At 70.4% G+C, this 17165-nt stretch carries 16 protein-coding genes and 1 pseudogene; 8 read left to right on the top strand and 9 right to left on the bottom strand.

Annotation, left to right across the window (positions count from 1 at the left end; genetic code table 11):
* Nucleotides 1-91 precede the first annotated feature (91 nt).
* Complete coding sequence (locus tag M8I34_RS21425) at nucleotides 92-1633, top strand: DHA2 family efflux MFS transporter permease subunit (protein WP_250051311.1); 1542 nt, start codon at nucleotides 92-94, stop codon at nucleotides 1631-1633.
* An 89-nt stretch (nucleotides 1634-1722) separates the two neighbouring features.
* Here M8I34_RS21425 and M8I34_RS21420 read toward each other — a convergent pair whose 3' ends face one another.
* Together M8I34_RS21420 and M8I34_RS21415 are read right to left on the bottom strand one after the other, a co-directional pair.
* Nucleotides 1723-2181, bottom strand: coding sequence for an SRPBCC family protein (locus M8I34_RS21420; protein WP_250051300.1), 459 nt, complete (start codon nucleotides 2179-2181; stop codon nucleotides 1723-1725).
* 287 nt (nucleotides 2182-2468) lie between these two features.
* Nucleotides 2469-3104 carry a TetR/AcrR family transcriptional regulator gene (locus M8I34_RS21415; RefSeq protein WP_250051298.1) on the bottom strand — a complete coding sequence of 212 codons (636 nt, stop codon included), beginning with the start codon at nucleotides 3102-3104 and terminating at the stop codon, nucleotides 2469-2471.
* 144 nt (nucleotides 3105-3248) lie between these two features.
* Between M8I34_RS21415 and M8I34_RS21410 the strand changes: the two genes are divergently transcribed.
* From M8I34_RS21410 to M8I34_RS21395, 4 genes are all read left to right on the top strand, one after another.
* Nucleotides 3249-3896, top strand: a complete 648-nt coding sequence (locus M8I34_RS21410; protein ID WP_250051296.1) for a DUF5701 family protein — start codon at nucleotides 3249-3251, stop codon at nucleotides 3894-3896.
* 334 nt (nucleotides 3897-4230) lie between these two features.
* Nucleotides 4231-5340, top strand: coding sequence for a serine hydrolase (locus M8I34_RS21405; RefSeq protein ID WP_250051416.1), 1110 nt, complete (start codon nucleotides 4231-4233; stop codon nucleotides 5338-5340).
* A 219-nt stretch (nucleotides 5341-5559) separates the two neighbouring features.
* Nucleotides 5560-6642, top strand: a complete 1083-nt coding sequence (locus M8I34_RS21400; RefSeq protein ID WP_250051294.1) for an NAD(+)/NADH kinase — start codon at nucleotides 5560-5562, stop codon at nucleotides 6640-6642.
* Nucleotides 6643-6759: 117 nt separating this feature from the next.
* Nucleotides 6760-6948, top strand: a complete 189-nt coding sequence (locus tag M8I34_RS21395; RefSeq protein ID WP_250051293.1) for a hypothetical protein — start codon at nucleotides 6760-6762, stop codon at nucleotides 6946-6948.
* Nucleotides 6949-7012: 64 nt separating this feature from the next.
* Here the strand turns inward: M8I34_RS21395 and M8I34_RS21390 are convergent, their stop codons facing one another.
* From M8I34_RS21390 to M8I34_RS21375, 4 genes and pseudogenes are all read right to left on the bottom strand, one after another.
* On the bottom strand, nucleotides 7013-8746 hold the full coding sequence (locus M8I34_RS21390; RefSeq protein ID WP_250051291.1) for a thiamine pyrophosphate-dependent enzyme: 1734 nt from the start codon (nucleotides 8744-8746) through the stop codon (nucleotides 7013-7015).
* A gap of 16 nt (nucleotides 8747-8762) precedes the next feature.
* Nucleotides 8763-9149 (bottom strand): annotated as a pseudogene (locus tag M8I34_RS21385) (glutamate synthase-related protein); the annotation flags it as partial.
* Between the two features lie 122 nt (nucleotides 9150-9271).
* Complete coding sequence (locus tag M8I34_RS21380) at nucleotides 9272-9682, bottom strand: STAS domain-containing protein (RefSeq protein WP_250051288.1); 411 nt, start codon at nucleotides 9680-9682, stop codon at nucleotides 9272-9274.
* 222 nt (nucleotides 9683-9904) lie between these two features.
* A complete protein-coding gene (locus M8I34_RS21375) occupies nucleotides 9905-11038 on the bottom strand; it encodes a glutathione-independent formaldehyde dehydrogenase (RefSeq protein WP_250051286.1) in 1134 nt (377 codons plus the stop codon).
* A gap of 173 nt (nucleotides 11039-11211) precedes the next feature.
* Between M8I34_RS21375 and M8I34_RS21370 the strand changes: the two genes are divergently transcribed.
* From M8I34_RS21370 to M8I34_RS21360, 3 genes are all read left to right on the top strand, one after another.
* Complete coding sequence (locus M8I34_RS21370; RefSeq protein ID WP_030985652.1) at nucleotides 11212-11403, top strand: hypothetical protein; 192 nt, start codon at nucleotides 11212-11214, stop codon at nucleotides 11401-11403.
* 57 nt (nucleotides 11404-11460) lie between these two features.
* The gene (locus tag M8I34_RS21365) at nucleotides 11461-11688 is read left to right on the top strand and encodes a DUF6480 family protein (protein WP_250051285.1); all 228 of its coding nucleotides are present in this window, start codon (nucleotides 11461-11463) and stop codon (nucleotides 11686-11688) included.
* Between the two features lie 372 nt (nucleotides 11689-12060).
* Complete coding sequence (locus M8I34_RS21360; protein ID WP_250051283.1) at nucleotides 12061-12705, top strand: LysE family translocator; 645 nt, start codon at nucleotides 12061-12063, stop codon at nucleotides 12703-12705.
* Between the two features lie 70 nt (nucleotides 12706-12775).
* Here M8I34_RS21360 and M8I34_RS21355 read toward each other — a convergent pair whose 3' ends face one another.
* The 3 genes from M8I34_RS21355 to M8I34_RS21345 all read right to left on the bottom strand — a co-directional run bounded on the left by M8I34_RS21355 (nucleotide 12776) and on the right by M8I34_RS21345 (nucleotide 16990).
* A complete protein-coding gene (locus tag M8I34_RS21355; RefSeq protein ID WP_250051280.1) occupies nucleotides 12776-14842 on the bottom strand; it encodes a SpoIIE family protein phosphatase in 2067 nt (688 codons plus the stop codon).
* Nucleotides 14843-15005: 163 nt separating this feature from the next.
* Entirely contained in the window at nucleotides 15006-16319 is a 1314-nt protein-coding gene (locus M8I34_RS21350; protein WP_250051278.1) for a HAMP domain-containing sensor histidine kinase, read from the bottom strand.
* Entirely contained in the window at nucleotides 16316-16990 is a 675-nt protein-coding gene (locus M8I34_RS21345) for a hypothetical protein (protein ID WP_250051276.1), read from the bottom strand. The genes M8I34_RS21350 and M8I34_RS21345 overlap by 4 nt, the downstream gene beginning before the upstream one ends.
* Nucleotides 16991-17165 lie beyond the last annotated feature (175 nt).

The following is a 17165-nucleotide window of genomic DNA, read 5'->3' as shown; positions in this document are numbered from 1 at the left end:
GTTCCGCGGTCCAGGGTATGGCTTGGGATGCGCGTGGCGAGGCCCGGAAGGTGAGCGGGTCATCCCGTCCTCGTCTTGTGGGGGTCTTGTCATGCGTATCTGGGGGCCGTTGGCCGCCCTCTGTCTGGGCACGTTCATGCTGCTCATCGACGTCACCATCGTGCTGGTCGCACTGCCGTCCCTGTCCGGGTCCCTGGGTTCGTCGCTGTCACAGCTTCAGTGGGTCGCCGACGGCTATGCGCTCGCCGTGGCCGCCGCCCTGTTGGGGGCCGGCATGCTGGCCGACCGGCACGGGCGGCGCCGGGTGTATGTCGTGGGGCTGCTCGTCTTCGCGTCGGCCTCGGTGGCGTGCGCGCTGTCACCGGACATGGGGTGGCTGATCGCCGCCCGGCTGGTGCAGGGCGTGGGGGCGGCGGCGATGTTCACCACCACCCTGTCGCTGATCAGCACTCTGTACTCGGGGCGCCGCCTGGGACTGGCCTACGGGGTGTGGGCAGCGGTGGCCTCCAGTGCCTCCGCGTTGGGCCCCATCCTGGGCGGGCTGCTCACCCAGGCCCTCAACTGGCGCTGGATCTTCTACGTCAACGTCCCCGTGACCGCTCTCGCCCTGGTCATGACGTTCCGCTGCATCCCCCGCCGCACTCCGGACCGGGACGCCACGCGGCGTCTGGATGTGCCCGGCGTGGTGCTGTGCGCGCTGGGTGCGGGCGGATGCGTCTACGCCCTGACCGCCTCGCACGCACACGGCTGGGCCTCGGCGGGGACGCTGGTGCCGCTGGCCGTGGCGCTGGTGGCCTGCGCGGTCTTCGTGGCCGTACAGCGGCGCAGCACCCATCCGCTGCTGGACCTGTCGCTGTTCCGCCGTCCGGAATTCACCGCCGCAATGATCACGATCGCGGTCGGCGAAGGCGCGGTATACGGGGTCCTGCCCTACACCTCGCTATGGCTCCAGTCCGTCCAGCACCTCTCCCCCATCGGCGCCGGGCTGGTCGTGCTGCCGCACGCGGCGGCCGCGGGGCTGGTGGCGGTACTGAGCGGGCGATGGATGCCCAAGCCCTCCCCCCGCCTGGGCGCCACCCTCGGCCTGCTCCTGGCCGGCCTCGGCGTGGCGGCGGAAGGCTTCCTCGGCCCCGGCTCCGGCTGGCCCGCCCTGATCGGTGGCCTGGCCCTGAGCGGCATCGGCATGGGACTCGTCTTCCAGGTCGCCGCGGCCCTCGCCCTCGGCTCCGTGCCGCCCGAACGCGCCGGGATGGCCGGCGGCGCCTACAGCACCTTCGAACAACTCGGCTACGCCTTCGGCGTCGCAGTCTTCGGCACCCTGACGGTATCCACCATGAACCGGTCGCTGAACGACGTGGTCCCGGACCCGGAGAACACCGCGCAGACCCTGTCCGGCGGCGGAGCCGACACCCTGCTCGCCGCCACCCCGGCCGGAGCGCGCAGCGCCTTCGGCCACACCCTGCACTCCGTGTTCGCCACCGCCCACAACACCCTCGCCCTGACCGCGGGCGCCCTGGCGATCACCGGCGCCGCCCTCGTGCTCTGGCTCACCCGCCGCCGCCCGAATCCTCCGAAGAGCGCGGTGGCCGGCAGCCCCGCGAAACCGGCCGCGGCGGCCCAAGTGGGCGGCTAGGCCGGATCGGTCGGCCAACGGCCCCCGGCTCGGGTCATCTCCCCGCCGGGGGCCGTCCGTTGGTGCGGCCCTCGCGCCGCCGGGCCGGGTCAGCCGGGCGTGATGCGGCCGCGCCAGGCTCCGGATTCGGCGCCGCGGTGCTCGATATGGGACTTGAAGCGCCGCATATCGCCCTTGATGCGCCGGGCGATGGTTCCCGACATGTCGGCGGCCTTCTCGGCCATGCCCGTGGGCTCGATGTCCATCACGAGCTCCACCCGCGTGTGGCTCTCGTCCAGACGCTGGAAACTCACCAGGCCCTTCTGCCGCGTGTCGCCGGTGGTCGTCCGCCAGGCGATCCGGTCATCCGGGAGCTGATCGACGATCTCGGTGTCGAACTCCCGCCGCACGCCACCGACCTTGGTGGTCCAGCGGTTGTGCCGGTCGTCGAGCTGGGTGATCCTCTCGACGCCCTCCATGAACTTCGGGAACTCCTCGAACTGCGTCCACTGGTTGTAGGCGGTGTGGACCGGGACCTCGACGTCCACCGTCTCCTTCACCGTGCTCATTGCTACGCCTCCTCAGTGGTGGCTCAACGCGGGTACGCAACCCACGACGCGCATCTCGCGTGCTTCACCGGGTGCCCGGACACCCACCTCCTAGACCACCGCCGCAGGTGTTTTTCGAGATTTTCGCGGCTGCCCGTCCGCGCGAGGTGTCCGTCGGGCAGAGGCCCGGCGAGCGGGGTGTGCGGTGGCGGATGGGCAGTGGCGGCGCGCGGTGGCGGGGTCATCGGCAGGCGACCGAGTGGCGGGGTCATCGGCAGGCGACCGTGGGCGGTAGCGACCGCCTGCCGTTACTTCACGGCGTAGTCGGCGAGGGAGCCCGTCAGCAGGTCGAAGCCGCGCTGGGCGGACACGGTCACCGTTTCGGCAATGCGCTGGTTGCTCCAGCCGTCGAGGGTCAGTTCCAGGATCTGCTGGAACAGGACTCGGTGGACGCCGCCCAGTTGTGCTGCCGCCGCCCGGGGAGTGATGTCGTCGGGAGCAGCTCCGGTCTCGGTGGCGAGGAGTTCGGCGAGCGCGGCCTCGCGCTGGTCGTGCATATCGCGCAAGCGGGCCAGCAATGTGGGGCTGTCCGCGATCATCCGAGCGAAGACCTCGCCGGAGAACCCGATCACCGGATCGTGCCGCTCGACCCCGTCGAGGAACTCGCGGCGCAGCGCCACGAGCGCGGACTCCCCTTCCGCCCGGCCCGACACGGTACGGGCGAGGCCCTCGACGAACTCTTCGCGGTGGTCAAAGGCCAAGTCCTCCTTGCGGGCGAAGTAGTTGGTGACGGTCTTCTTGGCCACCCGGGCAGCCACGGCGATCTCGGCGATCGTCGTCGCCTCGAAGCCGTTCTCGATGAACAGCCTGGTCGCCTGGTCGGAGATGAGCTGCCTGGTCTCCTGCTTCTTGGACTCGCGAAGCCCCATCGGTTCGATACCCATGGAGGAATCTTACACGCGTCGTAAATTTGCGCTTGACGCACCAATGACGCCGAGGCTAAGTTTACGTTCGTAGCAATATTCTCGTGACGCTCCGTCACCTCCTTGCCCCGTCCCGCCGTTCCCACGTTCCCAGGAAGGCCACACATGACCGATTTTGATGCCGGCTCGGAGTTCGACCGCCAGGTCACGACGCTTGTCGACAAGGGGTACCCCGCCCTCTCCGGGATGACGGAGAACGCGTTCCGCACGCTGGTCGACCCGCTGCGGGCACCCGTTCTCGCGCGGGCGGCGACGCTGGAGCCGCCCAGTGCGGGTCGGGTGCCGTTCCTGCTGGTGGTCACCAGGGCGCTTGTGCCCCTTGAGGAGTCCGTACCGCTGACCACCCTCGCGGGGAAGCAGAGTCCTGGAGTCATCGAGCGCTTCTACGCCCCGGGCGAGCTGGAGAGGTTCGTCTCGCTCAAGGAACTGGCGCTCCCCGAAGGCGAGGGGTACGTCGCCTTCGATATCGACCGCGGCGAGGAGTTCTGCAATGTCGTCCCCCAGGACGCCCTGGCGGCGATCGCGGAGCGGGGCCGCACCCCGCTCACCATGGAGGAGGGCATAGCGTTCATCACCCAACACCCCCAGGCGCTGGCCAAGGACAAATGCTTCTCGCTCGGCGGCACCCGCTTCGGGGACCGCAGGGTCCCGGCCCTGTGGATCAGCAAGGGCGCCCCGAAGCTCGGCTGGTGCTGGGAGGGCAACCCGCACACCTGGCTGGGCCTGGCCTCGGCCGGTGACCGGAGCCGGTGACCGGAGCCCCTGACGACATCGCGCGAGGACCGGCCGACGACCACGAACGCCACCCCTTGCGGAGCGTGCGGCCGGACGGGGCTGGCGCGGATCCCGTGCGCATGACGTGCGTGTCGGCCGCCCAAGTGCCGGGGGTTATCCCTACTTTGCATGGGCCCGCTGCCCGGATCGATGAGGGGGCTCTTGAGCACGCAGGCTGAACGAGTCCGGATGTCCGTCATGCCTCGCAGGTTGCACCAGGAGGGGTTCCATGCCCGACCGTTCTCTGCCCGATCGTCCCCGTCAGCTACGGCGAGTTCACAGGTCGTCGTTCAGGTCACGGCGATTGATCACGATGGCGGTCGTGACGGCTGCCGCGCTGGCCGTGGGCGGCACGCTGCCGACGTCTGCGGCACCGGCACGCGGCTCCGGTGATGTCGTGCAGCGAGGTCTGGACCGCCTGGTCCACGACGACAGGTACCCCGCCGCCCTGGCCGCCGCCGTCGGCCGTCACGGGCACACCCATGACTACACCGCCGGTGTCGCGGACTTGAGGACCGGGGCGAAGGTACCGGCCGACGGACAGGTACGGGTGGGGAGCAACACCAAGACCTTCACCGCCACGGTCGTCCTGCAACTGGTCGGCGAAGGCAAGGTCGCCCTCGACGCCCCCATTGAGGAGTACCTGCCGCACCTGGTGCGGGGCAAAGGCATCGACGGTCGCCGCATCACGGTACGTCAGCTGCTCCAGCACACCAGCGGACTGCCCGACTACACCGACTTCGCCGGTGACTTCGCCGGCAAGGAGCGCCACACCTACGTCCAGCCCCGCGCCCTGCTCGACCTGGCGCTGGCGCACAAGGCGAGCTTCGCTCCCGGGACCGACTGGGAGTACAGCAACACCAACTACCTCCTGGCCGGCCTGCTCATCGAGAAGGTCACCGGCCGCCCGCTGGCCGAGCAGATCACCCACCGGGTCATCGAGCGCATCGGGCTGCGTCACACCTACTTCCCCGGCGTGGGTGAGGAGGGCATCCGGGAAGCCCATCCCGAGGGCTACTACGCGGCGAAGCCCGGAGCGCCGCTGAAGAACATCACGGAGCTGGACCCCTCCTGGGCCTGGGCCGCCGGACAAATGGTCTCCACGCCGGGCGACCTGAACCGCTTCTTCTCCACCCTCTCCGGCGGCAAGCTCCTCGAACCCGCCCAGCTCGCCCAGATGCGCACCACCGTCCCCGCCGGTCTGTGGCCCGGTGCCCGGTACGGGCTGGGCGTGGTCAGCACCCCGCTGAGCTGCGGCGGGCTGATGTGGGGCCATGGCGGTGACATCCCCGGCTACCACACGCGCACCGGTGTCACCGATGACGGCCGCGCCGTCACGATCGCCGCCACCGCCGACCAGGCGCCCGTCAAACAGGGCCCCGCCGATGTCCTCGCCACCGTCGACGCCGCCTTGTGCGGGTGATGGCCGGCCGGTCGTGGTGACGGTGTGGTCGTGGTGACGGTGTGCAGGGATCACGTTCCCGTCGTTCCGGGGCGAGCCGGGGAACCCTGTTCGCGAGAACGGATCGGCACACCCATGGAGGTCATGTCGCCCCGTTAAGATGCCTGTGAATGCGCACAGACACCCCCAAATGGGGCTCCTCGTTCTCCGAACCGGGAGCCCAGAGGGAGCGGAGGCCGCGTGAGCGTGCAACGGGTGGGCATCGTCGTCCACGGAGGGCGCCCCGACGCCGTGACGGCCGCCGAGGTCGTCCGGCAGTGGTGCGTACGCCAGGGCGTCGGCTGCGTCGCCATCGACGTGTGGAGTCAGGACGAACAACGGCGGGATGCGCGGGCGGAAGTGGAGGCTGCCGGTGACCCCGACCTGATCGTCACGCTCGGCGGGGACGGCACCTTCCTCCGCGGAGCCCGTCTGGCCGCACAGAACGACGCGCTGGTCCTCGGTGTCGACCTGGGGACCCTCGGCTTCCTGACCGAAGTCCCGGCCGACGACGTGGAATGCGCGCTGGACTCCGTACACCGCGGCGAGGTGGACATCGAGACCCGTCTGATGCTGACGATGCGGGCGTCCCGGCCGCTGGGGCTCCCCGTGGGGATGGAAGCCCTCCTGCGCTACGGCCGGGGCCCCGCGCTCCCGCCTCCCCTGGTGCGTCCCGAGTGTGCCGTCGCCCTGGACTGGGGGGTGGCCCTGAACGTGACGGCACTCAACGACATCGTCCTGGAGAAACTGGCACGCGACCGGCAGGTATCCCTCGGCGTGTACCTCTCGGGCCGGCTCCTCGCCTCCTACTCCGCCGACGCCGTCCTGGTCGCCACCCCCACCGGATCCACCGCCTACAGCTTCGCCGCCGGCGGTCCCGTCATCTCCCCCGCGGCCGACGCCATCGTCTTCACCCCCGTCGCCCCGCACATGACCTTCAACCGCTCGGTGGTCGCCGCCCCCGACGAGGCCGTCGCCCTGCGCGTCCTGGGGCACTCCGGCCGCGCGGCGGTGAGCGTCGACGGGCAGTTGCGCGGCGTCCTGGATCCAGGCGACTGGATCGGCGTCTACGCGGCTCCGCAGCGCCTGCGCGTCGTGCGGCTCGGACCGACCGACTTCTACGGCAGGCTGCGGGAGCGCATGCGCCTGACCGATGCCCCCGCGGCGACCGACGCCGGCGTCACCCCCTTGTGGCCCCACACCAGCCCGGCTCCCGCAGACCTGGCCCACCTCCGCCTGCCACACCTGCCCGCGGACACGGACGCGGACATGGACGTCGACTGATCTGTGCCTCAACGCCCGAAGCTGCTCGCGCCATCCACGCGCTATGGTGCGGTCGTTGTCGGCGCGGGGAGGAAGCGTGCAGGTGGGGCGGCACAAGTGCAGGGGTCGGGGGGCATCGTGAGCAGGCGGCGGTACGTGGCCAGAGGAGTGCCGGGTGGCTACCGCATCTGGGACAGCCGAGGACGTCGGTGGTGGGGCGATCACTACGAACTCTGCCCGGACGATCTCCTCAGCGAACTGAACGGCAAGGCGGACTACGTCAAGATCACCGCCCTTCTCAAGCGGTACCGAGCTCAGAAGCGCTAGGTCGTGTCGTGGGGTCGGCGCGGGCCCGGCTGACCCCACGACACGACCCAGCAAATAAGGAGGATCAGCCGGTGTCCCCCTCGCTGCGGAGGAACTCCTTGGCCTTCGCCATGGCGAAGCCCCAGCCCTGCTTCGCCGTCGGCTTGGGAGGCAGGGAGATCTCGTCCGGATTGGTGAGCACGTCCAGCAGCACCGGGCCGTCGGTGTCGAACGCCTCGCGTACGCCGTCGGTGAGGTCGACGGGGTCGGTGACGCGGATGCCCGTGATGCCCAGCGCCCTGGCCACCGCGGCGAAATCGGGGTTGTCCAGCTCGGTACCGAACTCCGGCAGGCCCGCCTGCTCCTGTTCCAGTTTCACCATGCCCAGCCGGCGGTTGTCGAAGACCACGAGCTTCACCGGCAGCCGGTAGGTGCGCAGGGTCATCAGATCGCCCAGCAGCATGCTCAGCCCACCGTCACCACAGAACGCCACCACCTGCCGGTCCCGGTCGAGGAACTGTGCTCCCAGGGCCTGGGGCATCGCGTTGGCCATCGAGCCGAGGTTGTAGGAGCCCAGCAGCCTGCGTGTCCCCCGCATCCGGATGAAGCGGGAGAGCCACACGGTGGCCATACCGGTGTCCGAGGTGAAGACGGCGTCGTCGGCCGCTGCCTCGTCGACCGCCCTGGCCAGCGCCTCGGGCCGGATCAGATGGTCACGGTTGTCCAGGGTGGCGCGCGCCTTGCCGATCAGCCCCTGGTCGTGACCGGGAACGGCGAGCTTGAGCTGCGAGCGGTACCACTTGTCGAACCGGTCCCTGGCCCGGTCGAGGTGGGATGTCCCCGGCTGCCCGGTCAGCCGGCCGAGCAGGCCACGCACCGTGGGGCCGACATCGCCCACCAGGGCGACGTCCACGGGGACCCGGCGGCCGATGTGCTCGGGCGCGAGGTCGACCTGGATGACCTTCTTGCCGGCCGGATACCACTCCCGGTACGGGAAATCCGTGCCGAGCAGCACCAGCACTTCGGCGTCGTCCAGGGCCTTGGCCGCCGCCGGGTTGCCGATCAGCCCGGTCTGGCCGACCTGGTACGGATTGTCGTCCTCGAAGCCTTCCTTGGCCTTCAGGGTGAGCACCATCGGCGCGGCCAGCCGCTCGGCGAACTCCAGCACGTCGGTGCGCGCGTGCCGGGCGCCGGTGCCCACCAGCAGCGTGACCCGCTCAGCCGCGTTCAGAACCTCGGCGGCCTCGTCGAGCACCGGATCGTCCGGCCGGCTGCTGGAGGGCGGCAGTGCGAACCGCGGCGCGCGGTCGTGCGGAACCTCCCGGTCGCCGAGGTCCGCGGGCACCGTCAGTACCGCCACGCCCTTGCGGGCCAGCGCCGCGCGCACCGCGTTCTCCAGCATCACGGGCAGCTGGTCGGGTGCGGTGATCGTCGCGCGGTAGACGGCGACATCGCGGAACAACAGGTCGTTGTCCACCTCCTGGAAGGCATCGCTGCCCATCTCGGCCAGTGGTACCTGTCCGGCGATGGCCAGAACCGGGGTATGGCTCTTCGCCGCGTCGTAGAGGCCGTTGAGGAGATGCACCGAACCGGGGCCGACGGTCCCCATGCACACGCCCAGGGTGCCGGTCAGCTGGGACTGGGCTCCGGCCGCGAAGGCCGCGGCCTCCTCGTGCCGGCAACCGACCCATTCCAGGTCGTCGGATCGTGAGAGGGCGTCGGTCAGAGGGTTGAGGGCGTCCCCGACCACTCCGAAGACCTGCCGGACCTTGAGCTGGGCCAGCGAGTCGACGAGGACGTGAGCGACGGTGCGCGCCATGGAGAAGGGTCCTTTCTCAGACACTGAAGTGGTCGGGGTCGGCCGCGGCCCAGTCCGCGGCCCAGTCACGCGGTGGCTCGGCCAGCAGCTCCCCCGGGGCAGGCCAGTCGTACAGGTCCTCGTACGAGCGGACCGTGGCAGGGCCGATACGGCGGCGCAGCATGTGGGGGCGCAGCTCGCCCGGGTGCTGGACGCCCATGGCGGCCATCATCTGTAGGGCGGAGTCCAGCGTGGACCGCTGAAATCTGTGGACGCGGGCGGACTTGTCATCCACGTCGAGGGCGCGCGCCCGGCGCGGGTCCTGGGTCGCCACTCCGACGGGGCAGGTGTTGGTGTGGCAGCGCTGTGCCTGTATGCAGCCGACGGCCATCATCATGGCGCGGGCCGCGTTGGTGAAATCCGCGCACCACGGCTCGTGGTCACCATCACACTCCTGGGTCACTCGACTACCGTCCATGCGCCTGCGGGCAGGCACGGCCAGGCCGTGGGCAGATCTGGGCTCCAAGTGCCATACGGCAGGCGAGATCAGCGCTGCGCGGAGTGGAGGCCTTCCGCCGGCTCGGGCTCGGCCGCCTGCTGTGACGCGATCTCGGCGAGGGCGTCCTCGGGGCTCGCGTGGACCGGGGTGGTCACGCTGATCCCGGTCAGATCGAGCAGACGCAACACGACATCGGACACCGCCGCGAGGTGCAGGCTCCCGTCAAGACGCTTGGTCTCGTTGGAGGCGCGGATGATGATGTTCAGCCCCGAGGAGTCCATGAACGGCACGGCGCGCAGGTCCAGCACGAGATACCGCCTGCCGTGCACGATCTGGTTGGCCAGCTGGTGGTGCAGGGAGGTCCCGGTCTCGCCGTCCAGGTCGCCCGAGACGGTCACCACCGCCACCTCCGGCTCGGTGACGTTCACTTCGACGTTCAACGCGTTCGGTTCGGTCACGATCTCCGCCTTTCTGTGGACCAGTGGAGCTCGCGTACCCCGTCGTCATGGGTTCAGACAGAGCCGGCCGGGGTGCCGGGCCCGGGGCCCACAGCTGCCTCCGAGCGCGCGGTGGGGCGGTGGCGGTGGCGGTGGCGGTGGCGGTGGGATCAGCGTGACGGGCCGGTCCTCTCCGGGACCGGCCCGTCGCAGCGGCGCGTCGAAGTGGCGCGGCCGCCAGGTCTAGGGATGCAGGACGACCTTCGTGTAGCCCTCGATGCGCTTGTCGAACTTGTCGTAGGCCGCGGGGGCCTGGTCCAGGGGGAGTTCGTGCGAGACGACGAAGCTCGGCTTCGCCCGGCCCTCGATGATCATGTCGCGCAGCTGCCGGTTGTAGCGCTTCACGTTGCACTGCCCCGTCCCCATCCGCAGCCCCTTCTCGAAGAGCTTGCCGATCGATACGAGGAGCATGCCCCGCTTGGCCTGCTCGTCAGGGCCTCCCGGGTCGGCCGGCACATACAGGCCCGGCACGCCGAGGGCACCGGTGGCCCGGACCGTGTCGACGAGCGAGTTCAGGACGGTCGCCGGTTCCTCGCGGGTCTCGCCGTGCGCCATCGCCTGATAGCCGACGGCGTCCACGCCCTTGTCCGTGCCGATGCCCTTCGTCTGGTCCTTGATCTGCTTCACCGGGTCGCCCTCGGAGAAGTTGACCGGAACCGCGCCGATCTCCCGGGCCTTCTCCAGCCGCTCGGGAACCCGGTCCACGACGAAGACCTTGCACGCTCCGCGCAGGAGAGCCGAGTAGGCGGCCATGAGCCCGACCGGCCCGCCGCCGTACACCGCGACGCTCTCGCCCGGGCGTACCTGGGCGAGTTCACAGCCGTGGTAGCCGGTGGGGAAGATGTCGGCGAGCAGGATGAAGTCGGTCTCGTGCTCGTTTCCCGGCGGCAGCTTCAGGCAGTTGAAGTCGGCGTAGGGAACGCGAAGGTATTCCGCCTGGCCGCCCTCCCAGGGGCCCATGGCGACATAGCCGTAAGCGCCGCCCGCAAATCCCGGATTGACGGTCAGGCAGAATCCGGTGAATCCCTCGACGCAATTGGTGCAGAACCCACAGGCGACATTGAAGGGCATGACCACACGGTCGCCCTCCTTGAGGGAGGTGACGCCCTGGCCGATTTCCTCGATGATTCCCATGTTCTCGTGACCGAACACGATGCCCGGCTCGGCCGCCGTACGCCCCTCGTACATATGAAGGTCCGAGCCACAGATCGCCGTGGAGGTGACTTTTACGATCACCTCGTTGGGGTGCTGGATGCTGGGCCTCTCGACATTCTCGACCGCCACCGTGAACGGTCCTTTGTAGACGACGCCTTTCATGTGCTGCCACCTCCCGCTCGGCGAAGAGCACGCGCATTTCTCCACTTTTAACGTGACCTATCACTCATGATTCTCCGGTCTACGAGACGGGGCAAGCCGGTAATGTGAGAGCGAATATCCACTCTGGGTATCGCAATGTCGCACGCACCGAGAAACGAGAGGAAGGGCGACACATGGCAGCTCAGCGGCTCGGGACCTTGCTCGTCCCCGTGCTCGGCCTGTCCGGCGCCTCGTACCCGCCCGGAACGACGGTTACCGTCCGCGGTCGCGGCGCCACCGTCGATGCATTCGTGAACGGGGACTGGCTTCCCCTGTCGTGGTGGGAGTTCTCCGACGGCCTCCGCGAGGACATCGCCGACCGCTGACCGGCGAGGCGACGGGCCGGGGCGACCAATTCGGTCGAAATCGGGCAAACTGTCGGTATGAGCGCCCAATATTCCGACCCGGACCCACACCGCACCCCCGACGCCCCCCCTGGTGGCATGCCGCCCGGGGAAACCCCGCCCGGCGAGGGCAGCACGGGGGCGGAGACCGGCCCCCGCGACAAGCAGACACGGGGCTGGGCCACCGGCCCGGTCGTCATCCTCGGCATCATCGTCGTGCTCTGCGCAGCGTTCTTCATCGCATACGCCGTGATCGTGGCGCTGTGACCGCCGGCAGTCCCGGCCGCCGACGGCCCGAGAGGGCAGCAGGGGCCCGTTGAGCCCCCTCCCCCGCGGCCCGGCCGCCATCACGGCGAGGGCCCCGACGAGCCCGGCCCGAACTGCCCGAACGGCGGTGGCTGTGCGCCGACTTGGGTCCGACCACCCCGGTGGGTTCCGACACTTCGGTGGCCGGCGTGATATCCGCGATCCGCGCCCCTCCTGCTCGACGGTACGCGCGAGGGCGCCCCGTTCCGCATGCTCTCGGCCAGGCCTCGGCGGGATCCGGCCCGCCCACCTGCGGGCCGGGGCGGATCATCGACGGACGAGGAGGTGGGGAATCGCGTTTCAGCTGCTTCAATGGTCGCCGAGGTGAGAGAAATGGTGTCGACCGACCGGCTGCTTGCGTTTGCGGCGATGTCGTTGCTGGTGATCGTGATTCCGGGCCCCAGTGTGCTGTTCGTGATCGGCCGGGCTCTGGCGCACGGCCGCCGCACCGCACTGGCGACGGTCCTGGGCAATGTGCTGGGCTCGTATCTGCTGGTGGCCGCCGTGGCGCTCGGTCTCGGGTCCTTGGTGGAACAGTCCGTAGCTGTCTTCCTCGCCGTGAAACTGGCCGGCGCGGCCTACCTTGTCCTCCTCGGAGTCCAGGCGTTCCGGCACCGCAAGGACATGAAGATGGGCGCCGTGGACAAGCCCGGACAGCTTGCCCGCGGCGATCTGCGGACGATCGCCGACGGCATTCTGGTCGGCGTCACCAACCCCAAGGGCATCGTGTTCTTCGCCGCCGTGCTTCCCCAGTTCGTGGATCATGCGGCAGGCGGATTGCCCGCCCAGATGCTCATCCTGGGCCTGGTCCCGATCTGCATCGGCCTGATCACGGACACGGTATGGGGGCTGACGGCCTCGGCGGCCCGCCACTGGTTCGCGCGTTCCGAACGCCGTCTGTCGATGATCGGCGGTGCGGGCGGCTTCGCCATGATCGGTCTGGGCGTGACGGTGGCGGCCACCGGCCGCGCGGACTGACCGCGACCCGGCCGCGGGACGGAAGGCAGCCGGCGCCGGGGCCTGCCTCACACGCCCTCGCCGCGCGCCGTCACCGCTGCATACGGTGCACCCGGGCGAGCAGCAGGACCGTGTCGTCGCTCGGGGAACTCGGTACGAGCCGCGCGAGGATGCCGTCCGCCATGGCCTCCAACGAGGCCGCGGGCCGGCCCAGTTCCTCACGGAGTGCGTTCAGCCCCTCGTCGATGTCGTGGCCCCGTGCCTCGATGAGGCCGTCGGTATAGAGCACGAGGGTGGCGTCGTCGGGCAGCTCGATCTCCGTCGTTCGGAAGGGACAGCCGCCGACGCCGAGCGGGACGCCCAGCACTTCGTCGATGAGCTGGGTCCGGCCGTCCGGGCGCAGGACGAGGGGCGGAGGGTGGCCGGCGCTGGCGATCCGGGTGCGTCCGGTGGTGGGGTCGTAGCGGATGTAGAGGCAGGTCGCGAGTTCGATGCCGGCCTCGTCGGCGCACTGGTCGAGTTCGGTGAGCAGCTCGTCCGGTTCCTGGTCGTGCCGGGCCAGCGCCTTGGCGGCGATCCGCAGCCTGCCCATGGCCGCGGCGGCCGACACACCGTGTCCCATGACGTCACCGACGACCACGGCAACTCGGTGGCCGGACAACGGGATCACGTCGTACCAGTCGCCGCCGACCTCGGTGACGCGGCTGCCAGGGAGGTAGCGGTGCGCGATGTCCATGTACGGGCCGGTCACCAGTGAGCTGGGGAGCAGGGCCCGTTGGAGGGTGAGCGCGATGTCTCTCTCCCGGCTGTACAGCCGCGCGTTGTCCAGGCACAGCGCCGCCCGGGAAGCGAGCTCGCCGGCCAGGCTGAGGTCCTCCTCGGTGAACGTCGGTCGGGCCGCGGAACGGCCGAACACGGCGATGCCCTGCACCGTGCCCCGGGCGATGAGCGGGGCGAGGAGGAGGCAGTCCAGACCGCTGTCGGCCAGCAACCGGGCGCGCACGTCGTTCAGCACGGTCCGGACCATGAACTCCTGGTTCACCGGTACGCAGATCGGACGGCCGTTCCGCAGCATCCGGTGGATGGCGGAGCCCGGCGCATAGTGCACGGTCTCCACCCCGCTCACCACTTCCGTCGCGGGAGGGGGCAGGACGGTGCCGGAGGCGATGCGCCGGGTGTTCACCGGCAGGGCCGGGTCGAACGCCGCGCTCTCGTCCATCCACTCCACGAGTTCCACGACGGCCGCGTCGGCGAAGTCCGGAACCGCGGCCTCGACCAGCTCCTGGGCCGTGACCTTCACATCCAAGGTGGTGCCGATCCGGGCGGACGCCCGGTCCAGCAGCGCCAGCCGCTGACGGGTGGCGGTCGCCTCCACGATGGCCTGCTCCCGGTCGGTCACGTCCACCAGCAGACCGCCCACTCCCTGGCGCGTGCCCACGGCCTGGGTGAGCGGGAAGAAGCTCACCGACAAGACCTTGTCCCGGTCCGGATGGCCCCGGGTGCGCATCCCCACCCGCACCCCCGCCACGGGCCTGCCCTCCGCGACGACGGCGCGCAGCATGCGCTCGTACTCACCGCCGTCCGAGGTGATCATGATCTCGGCGAGGCGCCGCCCGAGGTGCTCCTCGATGGGGAGCCCGTTCATATCGGCGAGCGCCTGGTTGAGGTGGAGGTAACGCAGTTCCTCGTCGAACATGGCCAGGCCGATGGGGCAGGTCTCGAAGAGGGCGTCGAGGAAGGCGAGGTTGGTCTTCACCCGGTCCAGCTCGTCGCCGCGGCTCGCCAGGGCCATGACCACCGAACCTCCGGCGACGCCGGTCACCGGGAAGACACGGAATCCGCAGTCGAAGACCGTGCCGTCCTGATGGGTGGCGTGCAGACGGCCACGCCAGTACCCCAGGGTCCGGCCCCGCTCTGCCATGCGGGTGCAGGCGTCGGGGCCTCCCCCGGGCGGCCCGGGCAGGAGGAGGGCGCCGGGCTCCGACAGCGCCTGCGCGGCGTGGTAGCCGAAGAGTTCCTGGGCACCGGGGCCCCAGTAGCAGATCCGGTTGGCGTCATCGATGCCGAACACGGCGACGGCCACATGTTCCAGCAGCGACCCGGGCTCGGACCAGAGCGGACCACGGGCCTTCTCGTCGCTCGGCCGATCTGATGGCACCGGCTTTCCCTTCCACCCGCCGCGCAAAGTGGCCGGTCCGCCCGCCGGACGGCTGAGCGGCTCTCTTCATTCTGCGCTTGTCGCCCGGGCGTGGACACTCCGACGGCCGAGCGGGCCCAGGGGCCACGGGCACCCGGGCCGAGCTGGTGAACGGCGCCGTTTTCTAGGCGTCGCCGCTCCCCGTCGGCTGGGGAAGCCGCGGCCCCGGGACCGGCGGCGAGAGGACGAGTTCCGCGACGGCTCCGCCGTCCGGCGCGTTCGAGAACCGCAGCGTGGCACCGAGGACACGGGCCTGTCCCACGGCGATGGTCAGCCCGAGACCGTGTCCGGTCTTGCGGCCGCTGCCGGACTGGCTGCGAAAGCGCTGGGGGCCGTGGTCGAGCAGCTGGTCGGGGTAGCCGTCCCCGTGGTCCCGCACGGTGATGACGGGACCGTCGACGGTCAGGACGACCGGCGGCCTGCCGTGCCGGTGGGCGTTGGAGACGAGGTTGCCCAGCACGCGCTGGAGCCTGCGCTGGTCGGTCTCCACCCGGGTGTCCCGCGTGATGCGGACCTCGGCGTCCAGCCCGGTGGCCAGCACCGCGCGCTCGGCCAGCGGTCCCAGGCGGTGAACCTCGATGTCGGCCTGCTCCACTTCCGCATCGAGGCGGGAGATCTCCAGCAGGTCCTCGGTCAGCCGGCTCATGGTCCGGATACGGTCCTGCACCATCTCGGCCGGGCGGCCGGGCGGCAGCAGCCCTGCCGCCACATGCAGCCCGGTGAGCGGGGTGCGCAGCTCATGGGCCACATCGGCGGTGAAACGCTGCTCGCTGTGCAGCTTGCTCTGAAGCGTGGCGGCCATCGCGTCCAGTGCGGCCGCCACCGCGGCGGCCTCGTCCTGGGCGTATGCGGGTCGCAGGACACGGGGATCGTCCACCCGGGCGTCGAGATCACCGGTGCTGATTCTGCGGGCCACCTGGGCGGTGTGCTGCAACCGACGGGTAATACGGGAGACGGCGAACAGCCCGACGACGAGGGTGAGGCCGATCGCGAAGGCCGAGGAGCCGACGATGGACCGGTCCAGCCCGCGGATCGCGGCGTCGCGCTGGGTGTAGTCGATATGGACGGCCAGCGCCTTGCCGTCGGCGGGGGCGACGGCCCACATCGCCGGACGGCCCCTGTGATCGGCGAGCTGTGTGCCGCGCTCGCCCCGTAGCGCCATGGTGCGGAGGGAGGCGGGGAGGTCCGCGGGATCCACCGCGGCGTTGTGCCCGAGGGGTTCCCCGGCGACATACGACTCCGCGGCGGAGTCCAGCTCGGACAGGGCCGCGGTGCGCGCCTGGCTCTCGGTCTGCCTGCCGACCAGGACGTGCACCAGGACGCCGACCACCGTGGCGAGGACGCAGCACATGACAAGGACGAAGACGGCGAACTTCCAGTAGAGGGTCGCCGTCCAGGCGGGGAGGTGCAGCCGCGTCCGCGGTCGGCGGGCGTTCACCGTGCGCGCTCCGGGACGGGGGTGGCGGAGTCCGCTTGATCGAACTCCATCGACCGCAGGGCCATGGTCCGCGTCCGGGTGTCCCATTCATAGACCGTGCGGGTGTCGTACCCGGGCGTGCCCGTGGGCTCCCGCAGGATCAGGTCGCCGTTCGCGACCTCCACGGACAGCGGAGTCGCGCCGGCGTCCATGATCCGGGTGACCACTCCGTGGTCGAGCTTGAAGACCCACAGGGCAAGGGAGTGGTCCGCCGGCGCCTCGATGCCGACGATCAGTTCGGCCTTCCCGTCGCCCGTGAGGTCGCGGTACTGGGGTTTCCGTACCGGACAGTGCGCCGGCTCGGCGGCGCAGGCGTCGATCCTCCTCCTGGTGCCGGAGTCGAACTGCGGCCCGCCGCCCAGGGCGGAACCAGCGGCTACCTGCGCCTTGACGACGGTGAGCAGATTGGCCTTGCGGATGTCCCCGGACGGCACCCGGGGCACCCCGGGAACGGCCGCCGGAAGGTTCTCCCCCCTTCCGGTCTCCGGCTGCGGCGCGGGCTTCCGTTCGGGCCACAGCCGCACCGGGGCCGAGGCGGCCGGGGTGTGGCCGGCACCCTGCGGCTCCCCGCTCCCCGCACAGCTGCTCAACAGCACGACCATGCCCGTCGCTGCGAGAGCGAACGACGTCACCCGTACGAACCCGGGGGGCGACACGGAACAGTGGAGAGGCACATCTTTTCCAGTCGTGGTGCGGGCTGAGCCTCTTCGGATCATAATGCGCCCTGCGCCCGGAGCCGCACCCTGCGTCGGCGACCGGCGACCAACGACCGGCGACCGGACGAGCAGTCACAGCGGCGGGCCCTCC

Source organism: Streptomyces sp. MCA2, from assembly GCF_023544705.1.
GTDB lineage: Bacteria > Actinomycetota > Actinomycetes > Streptomycetales > Streptomycetaceae > Streptomyces > Streptomyces decoyicus.
Note: the sequence above shows the minus strand (reverse complement) of the source record. Positions and strands in the feature narration are given on the sequence as shown.

What these genes read in the sequence shown, in the direction of transcription:
- M8I34_RS21415 (WP_250051298.1), bottom strand. Translation starts at nt 3,104, where the DNA reads ATGGGTATCGAACCGATGGGGCTTCGCGAGTCCAAGAAGCAGGAGACC.
- M8I34_RS21390 (WP_250051291.1), bottom strand. Translation starts at nt 8,746, where the DNA reads ATGGCGCGCACCGTCGCTCACGTCCTCGTCGACTCGCTGGCCCAGCTC.
- M8I34_RS21410 (WP_250051296.1), top strand. Translation starts at nt 3,249, where the DNA reads ATGACCGATTTTGATGCCGGCTCGGAGTTCGACCGCCAGGTCACGACG.
- M8I34_RS21370 (WP_030985652.1), top strand. Translation starts at nt 11,212, where the DNA reads ATGGCAGCTCAGCGGCTCGGGACCTTGCTCGTCCCCGTGCTCGGCCTG.
- M8I34_RS21405 (WP_250051416.1), top strand. Translation starts at nt 4,231, where the DNA reads ATGGCGGTCGTGACGGCTGCCGCGCTGGCCGTGGGCGGCACGCTGCCG.
- M8I34_RS21375 (WP_250051286.1), bottom strand. Translation starts at nt 11,038, where the DNA reads ATGAAAGGCGTCGTCTACAAAGGACCGTTCACGGTGGCGGTCGAGAAT.
- M8I34_RS21365 (WP_250051285.1), top strand. Translation starts at nt 11,461, where the DNA reads ATGAGCGCCCAATATTCCGACCCGGACCCACACCGCACCCCCGACGCC.
- M8I34_RS21360 (WP_250051283.1), top strand. Translation starts at nt 12,061, where the DNA reads ATGGTGTCGACCGACCGGCTGCTTGCGTTTGCGGCGATGTCGTTGCTG.
- M8I34_RS21420 (WP_250051300.1), bottom strand. Translation starts at nt 2,181, where the DNA reads ATGAGCACGGTGAAGGAGACGGTGGACGTCGAGGTCCCGGTCCACACC.
- M8I34_RS21425 (WP_250051311.1), top strand. Translation starts at nt 92, where the DNA reads ATGCGTATCTGGGGGCCGTTGGCCGCCCTCTGTCTGGGCACGTTCATG.